Annotated in this window: 20 protein-coding genes and 1 pseudogene; 11 read left to right on the plus strand and 10 right to left on the minus strand. The window is 42.6% G+C overall.

Annotation, left to right across the window (positions count from 1 at the left end; all coding sequences use genetic code 11):
* Positions 1 to 157: 157 nt before the first annotated feature.
* The 5 genes from KAU88_05220 to KAU88_05240 all read right to left on the minus strand — a co-directional run bounded on the left by KAU88_05220 (position 158) and on the right by KAU88_05240 (position 5456).
* Positions 158 to 847 (minus strand): 50S ribosomal protein L11 methyltransferase, encoded by a 690-nt coding sequence (locus tag KAU88_05220; GenBank protein MCK4477910.1) that lies wholly within the window; start codon positions 845 to 847, stop codon positions 158 to 160.
* Positions 820 to 1827, minus strand: a complete 1008-nt coding sequence (dph2, locus tag KAU88_05225; protein MCK4477911.1) for a diphthamide biosynthesis enzyme Dph2 — start codon at positions 1825 to 1827, stop codon at positions 820 to 822. Before dph2 ends, KAU88_05220 begins: the two co-directional genes overlap by 28 nt.
* Before the next feature lie 51 nt (positions 1828 to 1878).
* Entirely contained in the window at positions 1879 to 4320 is a 2442-nt protein-coding gene (gene ppsA, locus KAU88_05230) for a phosphoenolpyruvate synthase (GenBank protein MCK4477912.1), read from the minus strand.
* A gap of 5 nt (positions 4321 to 4325) precedes the next feature.
* Complete coding sequence (locus tag KAU88_05235; protein ID MCK4477913.1) at positions 4326 to 4841, minus strand: 50S ribosomal protein L16; 516 nt, start codon at positions 4839 to 4841, stop codon at positions 4326 to 4328.
* Positions 4842 to 4931: 90 nt separating this feature from the next.
* Positions 4932 to 5456: a hypothetical protein gene (locus KAU88_05240; GenBank protein MCK4477914.1), complete on the minus strand. Its 525-nt coding sequence runs from the start codon at positions 5454 to 5456 to the stop codon at positions 4932 to 4934.
* Positions 5457 to 5856: 400 nt separating this feature from the next.
* On the opposite strand from KAU88_05240, the gene KAU88_05245 reads away from it, so the two are divergent.
* The 10 genes from KAU88_05245 (at position 5857) to KAU88_05290 (ending at position 12097) form a co-directional block, all read left to right on the plus strand.
* Positions 5857 to 6141, plus strand: coding sequence for a 50S ribosomal protein L44e (locus KAU88_05245; protein ID MCK4477915.1), 285 nt, complete (start codon positions 5857 to 5859; stop codon positions 6139 to 6141).
* Between the two features lie 3 nt (positions 6142 to 6144).
* Entirely contained in the window at positions 6145 to 6345 is a 201-nt protein-coding gene (locus KAU88_05250; protein MCK4477916.1) for a 30S ribosomal protein S27e, read from the plus strand.
* A gap of 12 nt (positions 6346 to 6357) precedes the next feature.
* Positions 6358 to 7155: a translation initiation factor IF-2 subunit alpha gene (locus tag KAU88_05255; protein ID MCK4477917.1), complete on the plus strand. Its 798-nt coding sequence runs from the start codon at positions 6358 to 6360 to the stop codon at positions 7153 to 7155.
* Complete coding sequence (locus KAU88_05260) at positions 7155 to 7379, plus strand: RNA-protein complex protein Nop10 (protein ID MCK4477918.1); 225 nt, start codon at positions 7155 to 7157, stop codon at positions 7377 to 7379. The genes KAU88_05255 and KAU88_05260 overlap by 1 nt, the downstream gene beginning before the upstream one ends.
* Positions 7321 to 8088, plus strand: a complete 768-nt coding sequence (locus tag KAU88_05265; protein ID MCK4477919.1) for a PAC2 family protein — start codon at positions 7321 to 7323, stop codon at positions 8086 to 8088. The genes KAU88_05260 and KAU88_05265 overlap by 59 nt, the downstream gene beginning before the upstream one ends.
* Before the next feature lie 40 nt (positions 8089 to 8128).
* Complete coding sequence (gene rfbD / locus KAU88_05270; protein MCK4477920.1) at positions 8129 to 9025, plus strand: dTDP-4-dehydrorhamnose reductase; 897 nt, start codon at positions 8129 to 8131, stop codon at positions 9023 to 9025.
* A complete protein-coding gene (locus tag KAU88_05275; GenBank protein ID MCK4477921.1) occupies positions 9022 to 10092 on the plus strand; it encodes a glucose-1-phosphate thymidylyltransferase in 1071 nt (356 codons plus the stop codon). Before rfbD ends, KAU88_05275 begins: the two co-directional genes overlap by 4 nt.
* Positions 10093 to 10102: 10 nt before the next feature.
* Positions 10103 to 10570, plus strand: coding sequence for a dTDP-4-dehydrorhamnose 3,5-epimerase family protein (locus KAU88_05280; GenBank protein ID MCK4477922.1), 468 nt, complete (start codon positions 10103 to 10105; stop codon positions 10568 to 10570).
* A 10-nt stretch (positions 10571 to 10580) separates the two neighbouring features.
* Positions 10581 to 11576, plus strand: coding sequence for a dTDP-glucose 4,6-dehydratase (rfbB, locus tag KAU88_05285; protein MCK4477923.1), 996 nt, complete (start codon positions 10581 to 10583; stop codon positions 11574 to 11576).
* Between the two features lie 203 nt (positions 11577 to 11779).
* The gene (locus KAU88_05290) at positions 11780 to 12097 is read left to right on the plus strand and encodes a hypothetical protein (protein MCK4477924.1); all 318 of its coding nucleotides are present in this window, start codon (positions 11780 to 11782) and stop codon (positions 12095 to 12097) included.
* Positions 12098 to 12316: 219 nt separating this feature from the next.
* Here the strand turns inward: KAU88_05290 and KAU88_05295 are convergent.
* Both KAU88_05295 and KAU88_05300 read right to left on the minus strand, forming a co-directional pair.
* Positions 12317 to 12542: pseudogene (locus tag KAU88_05295) on the minus strand (hypothetical protein).
* A 170-nt stretch (positions 12543 to 12712) separates the two neighbouring features.
* Positions 12713 to 13198, minus strand: a complete 486-nt coding sequence (locus tag KAU88_05300; protein MCK4477925.1) for a class I SAM-dependent methyltransferase — start codon at positions 13196 to 13198, stop codon at positions 12713 to 12715.
* A gap of 145 nt (positions 13199 to 13343) precedes the next feature.
* Between KAU88_05300 and KAU88_05305 the strand changes: the two genes are divergently transcribed.
* The gene (locus KAU88_05305) at positions 13344 to 14177 is read left to right on the plus strand and encodes a glycosyltransferase (protein MCK4477926.1); all 834 of its coding nucleotides are present in this window, start codon (positions 13344 to 13346) and stop codon (positions 14175 to 14177) included.
* A 198-nt stretch (positions 14178 to 14375) separates the two neighbouring features.
* Here KAU88_05305 and KAU88_05310 read toward each other — a convergent pair whose 3' ends face one another.
* The 3 genes from KAU88_05310 to KAU88_05320 all read right to left on the minus strand — a co-directional run bounded on the left by KAU88_05310 (position 14376) and on the right by KAU88_05320 (position 17060).
* A complete protein-coding gene (locus KAU88_05310; GenBank protein ID MCK4477927.1) occupies positions 14376 to 15239 on the minus strand; it encodes a GDP-mannose dehydrogenase in 864 nt (287 codons plus the stop codon).
* Between the two features lie 43 nt (positions 15240 to 15282).
* Positions 15283 to 15999, minus strand: a complete 717-nt coding sequence (locus KAU88_05315; GenBank protein MCK4477928.1) for a hypothetical protein — start codon at positions 15997 to 15999, stop codon at positions 15283 to 15285.
* 68 nt (positions 16000 to 16067) lie between these two features.
* The gene (locus KAU88_05320; GenBank protein ID MCK4477929.1) at positions 16068 to 17060 is read right to left on the minus strand and encodes a DUF354 domain-containing protein; all 993 of its coding nucleotides are present in this window, start codon (positions 17058 to 17060) and stop codon (positions 16068 to 16070) included.
* Positions 17061 to 17198 lie beyond the last annotated feature (138 nt).

Raw genomic sequence — 17198 nt, forward strand, 5'->3', positions numbered from 1 at the left:
TTTCCTCTCTCGTTTGCGCTCTGTGTGAAGCTTATTAGGTTTCGAATAGTTATCCTAAGCTGAATGCTCGTTACTTTTCCATCGTACTCCTCAATAAACCTTTTGATTAAGAAGTAAAAAAGGCTCCTTCTCTATATCCACATAAATTTTGGGAGTTTTAAAGACCGGTTTCTACTATGTATAGATCAACGAGAAATTGGTGCTTTCGTTTTCTATGGAAATCGAACATGTGTGGAATTGTCATTAGCGTAGTGTATACAGCCTTGATTTCTCCACCATGCCTTTCAATGAACTTCCTCAAAAAAGGAGAAGGAGAAACTGGCATGAGTCGAGACTTTTGTCCCCTTAGTCTTTTGACTAACTTGCAGTTTTCTCTGCTGCTTTTATGTAACGAATAAACATGCTTGCCTATTTCTAGCGCTTTCCTTAGGAATTTCCGATCAGCCCTTCTTCTTTGTATCCCAAAGGGGGGGTTCTGCAATACCGTGTCGAAGGCTCCTTGAATCGTAGTGATGTCGGTGGTTATCCATTGTATCTTTTCTTTCACGTCTAGTCTTTCAGCGTTTTTTGATGCCACTTCTATAGCGTTTCTGTCTATGTCTACACCCATTGTCTCTTTTGCTCCTAAGAGAGCGCTGCCTATGGCGAGTCTTCCTGTTCCACAACCTAGGTCTGCTATGTTTTTGCCTATTATGTCGTCATACGTGTATGTTGCTATGTAGAGTAGTTCAGCGGCGGCTTCTGGGGTTATTGTGTATTGTTCCAAATAGGCTTTGGGAGATGGATGTGACTCGACTTTTGAAAGCGCGATTTCCAAGTCTAGCTTTCGAACCAACCTCTTTTGCATAGTTCTTCCCATTGCAGCTTACCTAGAGCAACCAGCGCCTCTTTTGGTGTAAGTAAAGGTTTACGAAATTTCTTAGCGTCATCTAAGGACAGTCTAGGGCACGCTGTGTTTATGAAGGCATCTACTGCTGGAAATTGCATTAGGACCTCTGGGGTAATCTCCTTCAAAGCAAAACATGTAGCTTTCTTGCCAGCATCTTCCACAAGCCCCTTCATTTTTAAGGCTTGGTCTAGTCTTTTCTGTCCAATTTTCAATCCTATCAGTATGCCAATTTTCTCGGCTTGCTTGGCTTCGTGAATGTTTGCCCAACGTTTTTTCAGCATTCTTGACGTTTCATCCTCCAATGTAAAAGCTCTTCTCTCGTAGGGATCTGCTACTATCGTAGGCTTTGCCGTAGCTAGGGCTACACCTAATGCATGGAATTTTCCGCCGCCAACAAAGAGAAAAGCGTCTACTTCTTTTGAAATTGCTTTTGCATTGCTATAATCACACCCAATTACTTGCCCTGCATACTTCAACCGCCCCGCATCTCCAACTGCGATGGTTTTTCCTTCTTCCAAAAGTATGTTTCTCACATCATCAAGTTTGTGCACGTGCTGAACGGTTGTTACTAATCCCATTTTTTTATACTCCTTAAGGTAAGGAATTGCTTTTCTTACGGCGTTTATGACGGAGCACTTTGCTTTCGCTTCGATGTAAAACGTTGAAAACGCGGTTTGCTTTATCATTTCACTGTGACCGTAATGAACGATGAGATCCGCCCCCAGTCTTTCTGCTTCAACTATCGCCAAGTCACAGGCTCCATAGCAAGGATCGGCAGAAACAATTGCGAGAGCGCCAGCACTTTCAACCTCAGCAGCCAACATTGGACCGTGAGGTTTCAACCCCTCAGGAAGCTGTATAAAAACTAATTTAGCTTTTCTTTTCTGAACTTCCCTTCGTAATTGTTTTTCTTCTAGGTCAAATGTTAAGGATGACATTTGCGATTTTCCTTTAGAGAGAAATACCTTGTGAAAGGGAGGGTGCAGTGCTTATTCAAGAGTCCATTCAGGGCTTTGTGAACCCTTCTTTTTTGGCTTCTCTTGCACTTGTTTCTGGCTCTCTATTGCTTGTTCCAATATGATTTTCTGTTCAATACTTGCAACCAGCTGTCGGGTGCTTATCACGGCGTCGTTATTTACGGAGATGCTGTCGATACCGCAACGAACTAGGAATTCAGTAAAGTCTGGCAGGTTTGAGGGGCCTTCGCCACAGATGGAAACTGTGACTCCGTTTTCGTGGGCTACTTTGATCAAGTGTGCGATTATGCGCTTGATTGCCGGGTCTCGTTCGTCGAAGTAGCCCATTTGTCCTAGTATTTCGGAGTCTCGGTCTATCATTAGGATGCCCTGAGTCAGGTCGTTTGAGCCTATGGAAAAGGCGTCACAGAGCTTTGAGAACTTGTCTGCCATTATCGCTATTGAAGGAGTTTCTGCCATAAACCATACTTGAAAGCCTCTAGAACTTTCCAACCCTTCCTCTTTCATAATTTCAAGGCATTTCTTGGCTTCCCATAAGGTTCTTATCACTGGAAGCATGACCCAGATATTCTCGAGTCTCCACTCTTCACGACATTTGCGAATAGCTTCACACTCCAGTCTGAATGCTCCCTCGTACCGTTGACTTATGTAGCGACTTGCTCCTCGCCAACCAAGCATCGGGTTGGCTTCTTCAATTTCATATTTTTCGCCCCCCTTCAAATCTCGGTATTCATTTGTTTTAAAGTCACTAAACCTAACAACCACTGGTCGAGGCTGAATTGTCCTTGCAACTCTAGCTATTCCTTCTGCCAGCTTGTTGACGAACTTGTCTCCCTCGCCTTTTTCAAGTAAGTACAGTGGATGTTCACGGATGTAACTGGCGAGAATAAACTCAATGCGCATGAGTCCTATACCATTAAAAGGTAGATCTTTGTAGTCATCAATTTTTTCTGGAACTCCAAGGTTCATGAAAATCTTCGTGGCAGTCACAGGTGCAGATTGAACCATTGAAATGGAACCCGTGCTGACCATTGAGGCTGCTGGTCTTTCAAGGCTCGGTATTATGCCTTCGTAGATCACACCGTTCCGAGCATCCACAGTATATTCTTCATCTGTCTTCATAACTTTGGTTGCTGTCTCTGTACCTACGATGCACGGAATGCCTAGCTCACGGCTTACAATTGCTGCGTGGGCTGTGACGCCGCCTTTATCCGTTATTATGGCACTGGCAAGTTTCATGAAAGGCACAAAATCTGGGCTAGTCATGGGTGTAACAAGTATGTCTCCTTTTTTAACTAACTTTGCGGCGTCTTCAGGCGTGAAAACAATCTTTGCCACACCAAATCCTATATCTCTCCTCCCCGCCGCAATGCCTCTAACAACAACTTTCATTTCTGAGAGTTGCCTTGGTGCAGCGGTTGCTTCAATCTCCTTTTCTTTCTCCTTTATGCTCCAAACGGTTTCAGGTCTCGATTGAACAATGAAAATGTTTTCAGGAAACACTAAGTCACGGTCTATAGCCCATTCGATGTCTTGAGGTTTACCATAATGCTGGTCGATCTGGTTGCCTAGTTGAGCCAATCTATGAATTTCCTCATCGGTAATGCAAGGTTTGTCCTGTCTTTCTGAAGGCACCACAGCACTCTCTGTTTTTCCAGTTTGTAGGTTGCGGACGTACTCCGCCGTTTTTTTCGCTATTTTTCTCTCGATTATTTCGAGTGTTTGTTTGTCTACTACAAAGTGGTCGGGAGTTTCTGCGCCTGAGACAACCGCTTCACCGAGGCCCCAAGTGCCTTCGATGATTATTTGGCTTCGGTCACCAGTCACGGGGTTTATTGTAAACATAACGCCTGCCGAGCGGGCATTCACCATTTTTTGGACGCCTACGCTTATGAGGACTTGTTCGTGTTTGAACCCTTTTTCGGTTCGGTAGAAAATTGCTCTGGGAGTGAAAAGGCTTGACCAGCATTTAATCGTTTTCTTAACCAGTTCATCGGGTCCTTTTACGTTTAGATAAGTTTCTTGTTGCCCCGCAAAAGAAGCGTCTGGCAAATCTTCAGCGGTTGCGCTAGAGCGGACAGCCACAGAGAGGTTTGTAGTATCCGTTTTCTCACTTAATTCTCGATAGGCGGCTTTGATAGCTTTCTCTATTTCTGTGGGCATTCTTACAGCTTCAATGAGTTTTCTGATTTTTTTGGAGGCTTCTTGATATTGTTTAGGGTCGTCAGTATCAGTAATGGTTTCTTTAATGATTTGATATATTTTTTGAGCGATGTTTGTTTCGGTTATAAACTTCTTGTACGCTTGGGCTGTTATAGCAAATCCTGTGGGGACGGGAACCTTTGCTTGTATCATTTCCCCCAAGTTTGCGTTTTTGCCGCCGGCTGTTGGAATATCGCTCTTCGTTAATTCTTCAAACCATAGTACAAGCTTTTCTTCCGTTGGGTCGCCCATGGCTGTTAATCTCCTACTTTTTCGGTTATTATGCGGCAGGGCATTGGGAGCTTTGCTTGGCCGAGTTTTAGGGCATGTTTTGCAGTTTCTATGGAATCTTCGTTTATACCTACAACTATTATTGGCTGATTGGGTCTTACTCGTGCTGCTATTCCTACGGGTTTGCCGAATGCTCCACGCATGCCGTCTTGCAGTCTATCTGCGTGGGCGCCGAAGATCATTTTATTTTCTCTTAGGATAATGTGTGGGTAAGGCATGATTCGTAGGAAGTAGTTGTTTCCAAGTTTTGTTGATAAATGGCGGTTTGAGGCTATTCTTGCTGCTTCTAGGGCGTTGTGGCGGATTTGAGCTTTTTCAAGCGCGATTAGCTTGGCTTTGACTGGGAATTTTGTTTTTGTGTCGCCCATAGTGAACTTGGTGATTTTTGAGGGCGGTGAGCTTTTAGCATACTTTTTTCTTGTGTAAGCTTGACCTTTTACTTTACGGTAATTTTTGGCTTTCACTGCTGTTCCCTTCAGCATAGCGATTTCGCTGATATTTAAAGCGTTTGTTGTGATAAGTTTGTTATGACTGTTATGAATTGAAAATATGAATTGGGCCGAGAAAAACAGTTAGAGGGTTACTGGTGACTTGTTTTTGAACCATTTTTCTGCTAATTCTTCATAGTTTGGGAAAACTTTCTTTAGGATGGGGATATACATTTGTTTTTCCTCTTTTGTGATGTATTGGAATTGATAAGGCCCTGTGTAGGGTGATGGTTCACCTTCGCGGGTTATGAATTCGATGTGCATGAAGGGGTCGCCTCGTTTTATTGTGATGGGGTTGCGGTTGTTATTGAGGTTGACGATTTCTAGTGCTAAGCGTCCGATGAAGCCGCTGTGGACTTTTGCGGCGTTAAGGAAGCTTAGCCCCATGCGCCCGTATTTGCTTTTAGCTGTGAGGTGGGCTACGAGGTTGGGTGGTGTGAATATTATTTCGTAGCTGATGATGTTTTGGTGTTCTAGGTAGTTAAGGGTGGTTTCTTCTTTAACGGTGAGGACGTAGCCATCCCCGTCGAGGAGGTGGTAGTCATAGGGGTAGATTATACGGTATTGCTCTATGAGGTTGAAGATTTTGTCTTTGCCTAGGATACACATGGTTTTGGATGCTCCTGTTTGTGTTTGATGTCTGTAATGTGTATGGTGGTGAAAAAGATTTTCGGTAAGTCGTGGCGTTTATGTGTGACGCTTAGACTAGGCCATTCTATTAATCTCCGAAAATGATAGTTAAGACTTAAAGATGTGCATGTGACGTCCATATCTTTTCCAGATTTTATTTGGTCAAGCAGGTATCAAATAGAAAAACTGCAGATAGGATTCGTTGATTAAAGATTTTAAATTGTTCTTTTAAGGTTCATAAAAAGCCCGAATTTTCTCTTGAGAGCTTTTCAATTCTTCTGTTTTGCTCACCAAATCCAATAGGGCATAAACTGTTAAATGTTTATATGGTTGGTTTTTGTTTTTAACCTAAACGCAACAAGCACGCGCGTGCACAAATATGGATTTCCCCAAAAAAATAAACACGTACTGTCCAAAATGTAAAATTCACACTGAACACTCCGTAAGCCTTTACAAGGCTGGAAAACGCCGCGCCCTAGCTGTCGGCGCCCGCCGCCATGAAAGAGAAAAACATGGCTATGGCGGCCAAGGATGGCCCCTCCAGAAAAAATTTGCCAAAACCACCAAAAAACAAGTTCTTAAATTTAAATGCAAAAAATGTGGCTTTATCATTCAGAAAAAGGGGATCCGCCTGAGAAAATTAACTATTGGAGGCCAAGCCTAGACAATGAGCACAGATTGGGAAACCTTAATTCCTAAGCCTAAATCCTACTTCATCCGCGTTCGTTGCCCAGATTGCGGCAACGAGCAACTAATCTACAGCAACCCAACTAACACCGTAAAATGTAACATATGTAAAATCACCCTTGCCACTCCAACAGGAGGCAAAGCAAAAATCAACGGTGAAATTACTGCCATAATGGAGTGAGGCTACGTAACGATGTCCATAATCCGAAAACCCGAATGGCCAGAAAGAGGCGAACTCGTCCTCGCCACAGTCAAAAAGGTCATGGACTATGGTGCCTACGTCGCCCTCGAAGAATATGGCAACAAGGAAGGACTCCTCCATCGAAGCGAAATCAGCACAAGTTGGGTTCGCAACATCCGCCACCACGTCCGTGAAGGCCAAAAACTCGTTCTCAAAGTCCTTCGAGTTGATCCGGATAAGAAGCACATAGATCTTTCTCGTAAACGTGTCAACAAACGTGAACGCATAGATAAAATCTACACTTTCAAACACGATCGCAAAGCCGAAACTTTCCTACGCATTACAGCTGAAAAACTCAACAAACCTCTTGAGGAGATTACAGAAAAAGCAGTCGTCCCCATGGAAGAAATCTATGGTGACGTCTACACGGCTCTCGAAGATGCAAGTCGTCAAGGCTCTGAACCATTAATAAAAATTGGCGTTCCCCTCAATATCGCCCAGACTTTAGCTGAACTGGCCAAAGAAAAAATACGCCCTCCACTAGTCGAAATTAATGGAGTTCTCCAACTCACCAGTACAAAATCTGATGGCGTCAACATAATCAAAAAAGCTCTGCACTCGGCCCAAAAAACCCCGACTCCCAACACCGCGAGGATCCACATTTACACCATTGCAGCTCCAAAATACCGCCTAAAGATAGAAGCTGAAAACTACAAAGAAGCCGAGACCATAATCCAAAAAGCCTCAGAAGCAGCCATAAAAATAATCTCAAAAGCAGGTGGAGAAGGCAGCTTCAAAAGGGAAAAATAATGGTTTGGCTTCTGAGAAAATGCGAAAAATGCATTCGCTACACCTTAAACACGGAAGAATGTCCCCACTGCGGTGGCAAAGTCCACATTCCCCACCCCGCAAAATTCTCCCCAAACGACAAATACGCCAAATACCGCATAGCCCTGAAAAGGAAGGATCACACGCATGAAAACAATGATCAAAGATATATCCAAGATAAATCCCAAGAACCCTGTCCTCATTGAAGGGCTCCCAGGCCTAGGAATGGTTGGTAGAATCGCCACTCGCCATCTAGTTAAGCAGTTAAAAGCTGAAAAGTTCGCCCTCCTCCACTCACCTCACTTCCCATATTACGTCATTGTAAATAAGAAAGGCAACGTTCGCCTTCTCCGCGGCGAGTTTCACTACTGGAAAAACCCGAAAGGCAAGGACATTATTTTCTTCACTGGTGACAGCCAGGCTCAGACTATTGAGGGGCAATACGAAATTGCTGAAACTATTCTAGACTTTGCCAAGAAAAACAAGGTAGAAACAATAATCACCATTGGTGGCTACCGCAAAGAAGCTGGTGAGATCCCTAAAGTTGTCGCCACCGCCACAGACGCCGAGACAATAAACAGAGCCCTTAAAGCAGGCGCATTTTGTAGTCCCCCAGGAAACCCCATAGTGGGAACAGCAGGCTTGCTCGTTGGCATGGCAAAGTTCAAAAACATTCCGGCGCTATGTCTCTTGGGCGAAACTCGTGGCTATCTTCCAGACCCTAAAGCCGCCAAGAGTATTATCATTATTCTGCAAAAAATGCTGGAAATCACCGTTAGCTTGGATGACTTGAATCATGAGATTGTAAAATCGGACAAGATTTTGGAGAAGATGCGGCAGATAGAGGCGCGAAGAGAAAAGTACGCGAGGAAAATACGTAAGGGCGAAGAAGGTAAAACCACTTACATAAGCTAAAAAATTGCAGGTTCGCGTTAATTTGTAAAAGCTGTTCCTTATGAAGAATAGAGAATGGAGGATTCTAGTAACAGGTGCAGGTGGGCTCTTAGGAAGCAAAATTGTTGATAAAGCTGCGAAAAAATTTTCAGTTTATCCGACGCATGCAACACGTCCACTTCTCCAGAATTCGTTGAAGATGAACATTGAAGACAAAGATGAAGTGAGATGCGTTTTTAGCAAAGTTAAGCCAGACATCGTAATCCATGCAGCCGCAGAGACAAACGTTGATAAATGCGAGAGCAACAAAGATCACGCGTTTAGGGTGAATGCTGAAGGGACAAAGATTCTGGCGGAGACATGCAAAGAAGTGGATGCCAGAATCGTTTATGTTTCAACCGATTACGTGTTTGATGGCGAAAAAGGGCTATACACCGAAGAAGATGAGCCAAACCCAGTTAACTATTATGGTTTGACGAAGTTGATGGGAGAAAAACATGTTTCGGAGTTTTGTGAAAGTTTTGTTATTATAAGAACAAGTGTCTTGTATGGCTTGCATCCCGAGAAACCGAATTTTGCAGAGTGGGTGATAATAACTTTAGCGGAAGGGAAGCCACTTGCAGTCGTGGAAGACCATTATAACTCTCCAACTCTTGCTGAAAACTTAGCTGAAGTCATTCTCGAAATGATCGATAAAAAACTGGAGGGTGTATATCACACTGCTGGAAGTGAACGTATAAGCCGATATGGATTTGCCTTAGAGATTGCTGAAACCTTTAACTTCGATACGAGCCTTATACAGCCAATAAAGACGAGCGAATTGAAAGCTTGGATAGCGAAGAGACCGAAAGACTCATCATTATGTGTAGATAAAGTCAGAAAAGAGGTAGATAAGGAGCTTTTAGGGGTTGCGCAGGGTTTGAAGGAGATGAAAAGAAATTGGGCAAAGACAAAATAAAAGGGGTTATCTTACATGGGGGTCACGGTACAAGACTTAGACCGCTAACCCATACAGGTCCCAAACAGCTAATCCCCGTGGCGAACAAGCCAATGTCACAATATGTTTTAGAAGACTTGAGAGATTCGGGTGTAGACGAAATTGCGATTGTAGTTGGAGACATTTTGCCAGAAAAAGTCGAAAACTACTACAAGGACGGCAGAGAGTTCGGCGTAAAAACAACCTACATTCACCAAAAAAAACCTGGTGGAATAGCTCAAGCAGTCAGCCTTGCAGAAGACTTTGTTGGCGATAGTCCTTTCATCGTGTATCTTGGCGACAACTTGTTGAAGGGTAAGATTGCAGAGTATACGAAAGAATTTAGGAATTCAAACTACGATGCAATGATTCTTCTGTGTGAAGTCGAGAACCCTCGGCAGTTCGGGGTAGCCGAATTTGACAAAAACGAAAAACTGGTTAAGCTAATAGAGAAACCGAAAAAACCACCAAGCAACTACGCTCTCAGTGGAATATACTTTCTCACGCCCGTAATTTTCAAAATGATAAAAAGCTTAAAGCCTTCTTGGAGGGGAGAACTGGAAATCACCGAAGCACTGCAAGGCTTACTAGATGCAGGATACAGAGTTGGCTACAAGTTTGTAACAGGATGGTGGAAGGACACTGGAACGGTGGAAGACATACTGGAAGCAAATCAACTGGTCCTTGACGACCTTGAAAAGAAAATAGATGGCATCGTTGAAGAAAAATCCTCCATTCAAGGAAGAGTATCTATAGGAAAAGAGACAGTCGTCAAGCGTGGCGCTTTAGTAAGGGGGCCTGCTATAATCGGCAAAAACGCAATCATAGGAGAACATGTCTACATAGGTCCCTACACAAGCATAGGAAACAACGTAAAAATCGAAAGAGGGGAAATAGAAAACTCGATTGTCATGGATGACTGCTACGTGGAAATTGAAGGCAAAATAACCGACAGCCTCGTAGGAGCTGGGACAACATTGACTACAAATCAGAAAAGCCCAAAAGGCTATAGACTTGTTGTAGGTGAATATTCAAGAATAGTTTTGTGAGGCGTTGTAATTGATTGAAGGAGTAGTTACAAGGCAACTGAGGCTAATTGCAGATGAAAGAGGCTGGTTAATGGAAGTCCTCAGAAGCGACTGGGAATTATTCGAAAGATTCGCCCAAGCCTACGTCACCGCAGCCTATCCAGAAGTGGTGAAGGCTTGGCACATGCATAAAAAACAAACAGACAACATAGCTTGCGTAAGAGGAATGGTTAAACTCGTTTTATGCGATGGCAGAAAAAATTCGAAAACCAAAGGAGAAATCAACGAGTTCGTCATCGGCGAAAAAAACCCTCTACTCGTTAAGATACCGCCACAAGTCTGGCATGGATTCAAAGCAATAGGCGAAGAAACCGCCCTCGTCATGAATGTACCAACTAATCTATACAACTACAAGAAACCAGACGAACACCGATTACCCCCAGACACCGAGAAGATTCCTTATGACTGGAAACTTGCACCATGGCTAAAACACGGGTGAAAAAAGGGTAATGAGAGTCTTAGTTACAGGCGGAGCAGGCTTCATCGGCAGCAACTTCATAAGACACATGTTATCAAACCATGAAGACATAGAAATCGTCAATTTTGACCTGCTTACCTACGCAGGTAGACTTGAAAATTTGCAAGATATAAAAGACGATTCACGTTATAGATTCATTCGTGGGGATATTCGAGACAGAAAAGCAGTAGAACCCTTGGTGAAAGAGAAATTTGACTTTATAGTAAATTTTGCGGCTGAAACTCACGTCGATAGAAGTGTTGCAGAGGCAGGTTCCTTTGTTTTAACTGACGCATACGGAACTTATATTCTCCTAGACGCCGCAAGAAAATTTGAAGTCAAAAGATTTGTGCAAATTTCCACCGACGAAGTCTATGGCAGCATAAAGGAAGGATCTTTCAAAGAAACTGACATTCTAGACCCTTCCAGCCCCTATTCTGCAAGCAAGGCTGCAGGCGACCACATTGCCCTAGCCTTCCACAAAACATACGGACTCCCAGTAGTTGTCACTCGCAGCTCCAACAACTACGGCCCATTCCAACACCCAGAAAAACTCATCCCCAAGTTAATATTGCGCGCCCTTCACGACCAACCCTTACCGATATACGGTGATGGAACACAGGTGAGAGATTGGCTTTTCGTGAAAGACAACTGCGCAGCTATAGACCTAGTGGCTCATAGAGGAAAGGCTGGAGAAATATACAATATCGCTTCGGGCGAGGAACACATGAACATAGAAGTGGCGAAAACCATTCTGAAAACACTGAAGAAACCCGAGAGCCTAATCAAATCGGTTCCTGATAGACCTGGTCATGACCGTCGATACTCGCTGAACACTGCTAAGATAGAGAAGCTTGGATGGAAGCCCGAGATTGGGTTCGCCGAAGGTTTGGAAAAAACAGTTAGTTGGTATTTGAATAGTGGGTGGTGGTGGCGTCCTTTAATGAAGGACGAGTTCTTTAAGGCGGACAGTCCATGGCTCATCTAATTTTTGTTTGCAAGTTCCGAAACTTACTATGGATAGTTTGGCGTGTAATTTAAATCATTTAACTGGCATTCTACTCTGTTAAGATAGTGAAAGTACTCATTGAATGAAGACATAAGCCCTCAAACACATGTTGCAAGAGGCGCAACTTTCTTCTTTGTTCAAGGTTTTTTGCTGCACTTGCAGGGTTTATTTCAGGAGCGTATGTGCTCTGGGCGAGTCTCAAGATAGAGTTTGACAAAGAGGCAATATGGAAGTCGGCAGCAGCCGCTGTAGCCATCGTTCTATCGCTCTTAGCGTTGGAGCTTTTGAGGGCAATTATCGAACCTTTGTCTTATCAGTTTTTCATTCTACGTTTACACCATCTTCCCGTTTATGCAGTCGTAGGCGTGGTGGTGTATCTTCTCTCTTTGATTGCGTTGAAAGCTGTGGAGAAACGAGACATAGAATTACTACATGATTATTTTCCGTCGAATCTCCGATGGATTGCTGACTTATTTAGTTGTATTGCACGAGCAGGATAATAGTGTGAGATTTAGATATAAGAGACAATTTAAGGTGAATTTATCAAAGCAACACTTTCAGGACAGGAAAATATGCGCGTTTCACATCTTTTTAGTTAGAGTTCCCTTGCAATTTTTATGCCAAGCCTCTTGTGCTAGTAACAAGGGCTTTCATTTTGTTTCGCTCCTTTTTTGGAAAAATATATAAATTGGACTTTTCATGCACCCCGAACTAGCACTCTATACATAGATAACACCTGTACCCCATCCGCCTTTTCCAATCTTTAACAATCTCAATGTAATCGAGGTCAGATTTGACTTCATCCCAAAATCTTGGCACACCTCCTACAGTTTCAGGTGGTCCTGGAAAAATGTCGTGAAAACCTATTATTCCTCCCGGTCTAACTAGTTTGCTATACATTTCGAAATCCTGCTTTACTCTTTCATATGTATGGCCTTCGTTAATGAAAAAGAAATCAAGTTTATCTGGCTTCGCGCGCGTGCTTTTTTTGGGATATCTCCGTTAGGAGACCTATAGAAGTCAAATAGTAAGCAAGAAATAGCAAGACTCGAGATAGAAGTCAAGAAGAAGAAAGATACACATATATAATAATAAATAAAAAAGCTAGTTAATATTTAAGTTTTATAGCAATAGGCAACTAACTCATTTTCACCCATAAATAAACACAACAACAAATTTAAAAACTTACGACGACGACGACCACCAACACTACGCAAAAACGACTTAACATCAACATCACTGAAAACTTGACAAATGAAGTTCTTAAGCGTATACTGATTCCAGCTGAAAAGATGATCCTTGCCCGACGACTTCCACTTAAAAAAACTTCCGTTAGGAACACGCAAAACCAACAAACCGCCAACACGCAAAACCCTGTGGCACTCTTTCAACGCCATTAAAGGATTCTCTAAATGCTCAAAAATGTGACTAGCATTAACAGCGCCAACAGACGCCGTCTTAAAAGGCAACTTATGAACGTCGCCTAAAACCTCTACGTGAAAAGCATTTCGGTCAATATCGAAATGAACAATATTATCATCCCTAAGAAAAACATGGTGAGGATGCCCAACCACGCCGCTGCCAACTTCTAAAATCTTCATAAAATCTACCTTCTCTTTGTGACTACGATTAGACAGAGGGCTGCAATTGCAAGGATGAAGCCTAATTTCGTTTTTAGCCAAAGCTTCACTTGAACGTTGTTAACGTGATTATAGAGAGTCTTTATCTTTTAACGTTTTTAAATAGTTGTTGGTGTTATGCAAAAGAGGGGAGAAGAGAAAATTGGGTGGTTGGCGCTGTGGCGTTGTGGTGAACGCTCGGGATGAGGCAAATACGATTGGGGAATGTCTCAAAAGTTTGAGGGGTCAAACTGTTAAATTGTTTTTGGTAGTGGTTGATGATGGAAGTATGGATGGAACTGGTGAGGTTGCTTCGAGGTATGCTGATGTTGTTGTTGACTTGCCTAGGCATAAGGCGAGCTGGGCTGGGCGGCCTGAGCTTGCAAGGGTTATTAATGCTGGATTTGACGTTTTGAAGGAAAAGGATGTTGCTTATGTTTTGATAAGCGGGGCTGACGCTGTTTATCCTTCGAATTATGTTGAGGAGGTTGTTAATAAAATGGAGGAGGGTGTTGTTTTGGCTTCTGGGGTGGCAGAAGGTGAGGTTTCTCGGTCTTTGTCTCCTAGGGGTTGTGGTAGGGTTATAGATGCTAAATGGTTTGGGGAGGTTGGGTTTAGGTATCCGGAGAATTATGGTTTTGAGGTTTATCTTGTTTATAAGGCTCTTTGTCAAGGCAAGAAAGTGGCTGTTTTTCATGATTTAACATTTAAGTTGTCGAGGGAAACTCGGTTTTCGAAGCGGAAATTGTATTTGTGGGGTAAGGGGATGAAGGCTTTGAATTATTGGTGGTTGTATGCTTTTGGAAGGGCTGTTCTGACTGGTTTAGGGCATCCGGTTGGGGGTTATCTGATGCTGAAGGGATATTTATCGAAAGTTTCTTTGTATGAGGATATTCGACAGTTTGTTCCTTTTTTCCAGAAGAAAATGTTTTTTAAAAGATTAAGGGAGGTTCTGTTCTAGTTGAGAGGGTTAGGTTTTGCCTAAGGTGTTTTCTTTGGAGAAGTATGGTGCCTCCTGTTTTGGTAATTTTTATTTCTTCTTTTATGAGGTTTTTTGTGCAGTTTTCTGTTGGTGTGAATAGTACGGTGGAGCAGTAACTCTAATATAAAACCAAACCTTCATCCATACTCTACAACTGGGTCAAAGAACTCAGCACAGTCAACTATAATTATCAACCCCCGACTTCTTCATTAACTTCTTTTGAAGAGCTTCTGCTCTTTCCCTAACCTTTTCAACTTCCTTCCTGGCACGATCATCCTTAACTTCTTCTTTTCGCTTTTCATTAGACTCTAAAATCAAACGCAAAAACACTGAATCATAACTTTTCAGCAGCAACTCCGCATTTGGAATCAAGCAGTGTCCCCCAATCACGTCTGGAAACATTATTGGTCTATCAAACCTCACACGGTGGGTATCCTCCAAAAAATCTACCACTTCATCAAAATCAGCTCCAAAATGCCTACTAATTCTATGCATCTCCTGGAAACATACAATCATCCAAGCCCTATAAGTAGTCTCAAAAAGTTTGGCTAACTCCGTCTCCATTGGGCTCTTCAAACCCCTAGTCTTCAACCTCAAACCCTCAAAATGTTTACGCGCCAACCTCGAGGATTCGCCATCCACCCCACCAATATATTTTGTCAGAAACGACAAATATCGCTTCATGCTCTTCCTGCTCTTATGCATTCCACGAACAGGAGAATGCGCTATGTGACCTCCTAAAAGTGTATGCACCTTCTTTGTAGTCCCGGGTGGAACAGTACTATTAATAATCGTCAATTTGGGCCTAAACTGCCTCGAATAGTCTCCTGTTATCTTGATAAATTCCTCTTGGTCGTGGCAGCCGTAACAAATGTGCAAGACATCTACATCTTTGGGCAAATCACCTTGCTGAAAATCTTGCATCTTTTTCTCATCTGCATCCAAACCATAAACCTCAAACTTCTCGCTTTCCTTCAACAACTCAAACAGAGAGCGCCCCACTTCGCCCAAACCAACAACCAGAATGATAGGTTTAACCAATAACAATCCTCTCAGCCAAATTCTACAAACTAGAATCATATAATCATTTGTAATCGCTAAGAAGTCTATCTATAAACTTCACCAAGTATTCCTCACTAACTCTCTTTCTAAACTCTTGGTACTGTTCTTCTGGAAGTTTCCATTTCTCGTCCACACCTTTTACGACTCTAGCAGGTATGCCAAAAGCTATAGAAAAATCAGGCACATCTTTACTTACAAGGCTAGATGCCCCTATTATACACTCTCTACCTATAACTACTCCAGGAAGAAGGGTAACGTTCACAGCTATCCCGCTACCAAATTTGATATGGGGACCTTTAGGCACGAATCTCTCTACATGCCTTCTCCCATGTAACATTTTTGGGTCATTAGCACCAACAAACAGAGGGGCAATAAACACCCAGTCCTCGACGATTATTCCTGAAGTCAAGTGACATTGGCTGTGTATCAAGACATTGTTACCAATCCAGTTTTTTCCTTCACTGGCGCTCAATGATCCAAATATAGAGTGATCGCCAATGTTGGTTTCTCTCCTCAATACCGTGTTAGTACCTATCCTGCAATGTTTTCCTATGCTGCAATTATGTTCTATGAAAGCGCCGTACTGTATGATGCTTCCGTCGCCTATCTTTGTATTTTTGCCTATGTAGACATTGGGGAATATGACAACGTCATCGCCTATTGTCGCGTTCTCTTCAATAACGCTGTTCTGTCCTATCTTTACACTTTTGCCCAAACTAACATTTTCATTTATCGTCATGTAATCTCCTTCATTCTTTCGAAAGTTTTCTATATTACAGTCACTTAATTTCGTTGTTTTTATAGTTTCTAGTTTTTATCATTTTTGTAGGTTTTTTCTTCTATGAGAGTTTCAATCACGTTAACAGGGTTTTCCAGCTCTGCAAGCATTTCACTTGTGTCTACATGTCTTCCTATATGCTTCTTTGCATACTTCAAGATGTCCGGTAGTTCAACCTTAAACAGTGGGAATCCTTTTCTAGAAACATAATCATTAACATGTGCCCACCCCAATATTGGAACGACTATACTTGGCGTTCCTTGAAGTGCGGCTTCCCTTGCTATCGTTCCTCCTACACCTATAACCAAGTCAGCCTCTTTAACTAGCGAGAGAGAATCTACGAATCCCTCTGGAACTGTTAGCCCTTCAATCTTTTCTTTTTTATATCTTGGAAGAAAAACCACATTTCCTAGTGAAGTCAGCTTCTTTGCAATGTCTACTGTCACATCTGTTCCTTTCATGTATGAGGCTTTAAACTCACTCTGCCTCACTACGATTAATGGATGTTCATACTTTTCACCTTCTTCTCGTTTAAGAGGGTGGACCCAAGCAACCTCATCGACACCATCAAATTGGACTATGTTTCTTGCCCCGTACCTTTGATAAAGCCTCTTTGGAATCGCCTTCGAGATTATTAATGTGTCCGCCAGGGGAACAATTAGCCAGTTAGCTTTTGTGTAAGTTGTATCTCCTGTGCAAATGATTTGCACACCAAGCCCGAACGCGGTTCGACAGAGTTCTACTGATCCGTGGGATATGGCAACATGTGGTTTATCGTCTTTGAACATTTCATAGAATCGAAGCTCTCTCTCTATACTTGCTCTAAATCTTGAAACGAGCGACGTGGGATCGTATTTTCCAATGATTTCGAACCGTTCACCCAATGTCTTCATAACGTTTATAGTATCAGGATGTTCCCTAGTTGTTAAAACCATGTGATGTCCAAGTTTTCTGAGACGTTGAGCAATCGCATGTCCATATCGCACATGTTTGCCTGTGCACGCGTCATACCAAATTCTCATTTCATTTTGTCCGCTCCTTTTTTCTCATAGTTTTCTCATTTATTTAACTTTACAGTTCTAGGGCATCGCCACAAGATCAGCATAGCTGTAAAATTTTCACTACTAATACCTCAACGAATGCGTGAAGGTTACGCCAGC

This window comes from Candidatus Bathyarchaeota archaeon (assembly GCA_023131225.1).
Lineage (GTDB): Archaea > Thermoproteota > Bathyarchaeia > Bathyarchaeales > SOJC01 > JAGLZW01.

Bases quoted from the DNA above. Each gene is read 5' to 3' on its own strand.
- KAU88_05220 (MCK4477910.1), bottom strand. From the start codon at position 847: ATGCAAAAGAGGTTGGTTCGAAAGCTAGACTTGGAAATCGCGCTTTCA.
- dph2 (MCK4477911.1), bottom strand. From the start codon at position 1,827: ATGTCATCCTTAACATTTGACCTAGAAGAAAAACAATTACGAAGGGAA.
- ppsA (MCK4477912.1), bottom strand. From the start codon at position 4,320: ATGGGCGACCCAACGGAAGAAAAGCTTGTACTATGGTTTGAAGAATTA.
- KAU88_05235 (MCK4477913.1), bottom strand. From the start codon at position 4,841: ATGCTGAAGGGAACAGCAGTGAAAGCCAAAAATTACCGTAAAGTAAAA.
- KAU88_05240 (MCK4477914.1), bottom strand. From the start codon at position 5,456: ATGTGTATCCTAGGCAAAGACAAAATCTTCAACCTCATAGAGCAATAC.
- KAU88_05245 (MCK4477915.1), top strand. From the start codon at position 5,857: ATGGATTTCCCCAAAAAAATAAACACGTACTGTCCAAAATGTAAAATT.
- KAU88_05250 (MCK4477916.1), top strand. From the start codon at position 6,145: ATGAGCACAGATTGGGAAACCTTAATTCCTAAGCCTAAATCCTACTTC.
- KAU88_05255 (MCK4477917.1), top strand. From the start codon at position 6,358: ATGTCCATAATCCGAAAACCCGAATGGCCAGAAAGAGGCGAACTCGTC.
- KAU88_05260 (MCK4477918.1), top strand. From the start codon at position 7,155: ATGGTTTGGCTTCTGAGAAAATGCGAAAAATGCATTCGCTACACCTTA.
- KAU88_05265 (MCK4477919.1), top strand. From the start codon at position 7,321: ATGAAAACAATGATCAAAGATATATCCAAGATAAATCCCAAGAACCCT.
- rfbD (MCK4477920.1), top strand. From the start codon at position 8,129: ATGAAGAATAGAGAATGGAGGATTCTAGTAACAGGTGCAGGTGGGCTC.
- rfbB (MCK4477923.1), top strand. From the start codon at position 10,581: ATGAGAGTCTTAGTTACAGGCGGAGCAGGCTTCATCGGCAGCAACTTC.
- KAU88_05300 (MCK4477925.1), bottom strand. From the start codon at position 13,198: ATGAAGATTTTAGAAGTTGGCAGCGGCGTGGTTGGGCATCCTCACCAT.
- KAU88_05315 (MCK4477928.1), bottom strand. From the start codon at position 15,999: ATGACGATAAATGAAAATGTTAGTTTGGGCAAAAGTGTAAAGATAGGA.
- KAU88_05320 (MCK4477929.1), bottom strand. From the start codon at position 17,060: ATGAGAATTTGGTATGACGCGTGCACAGGCAAACATGTGCGATATGGA.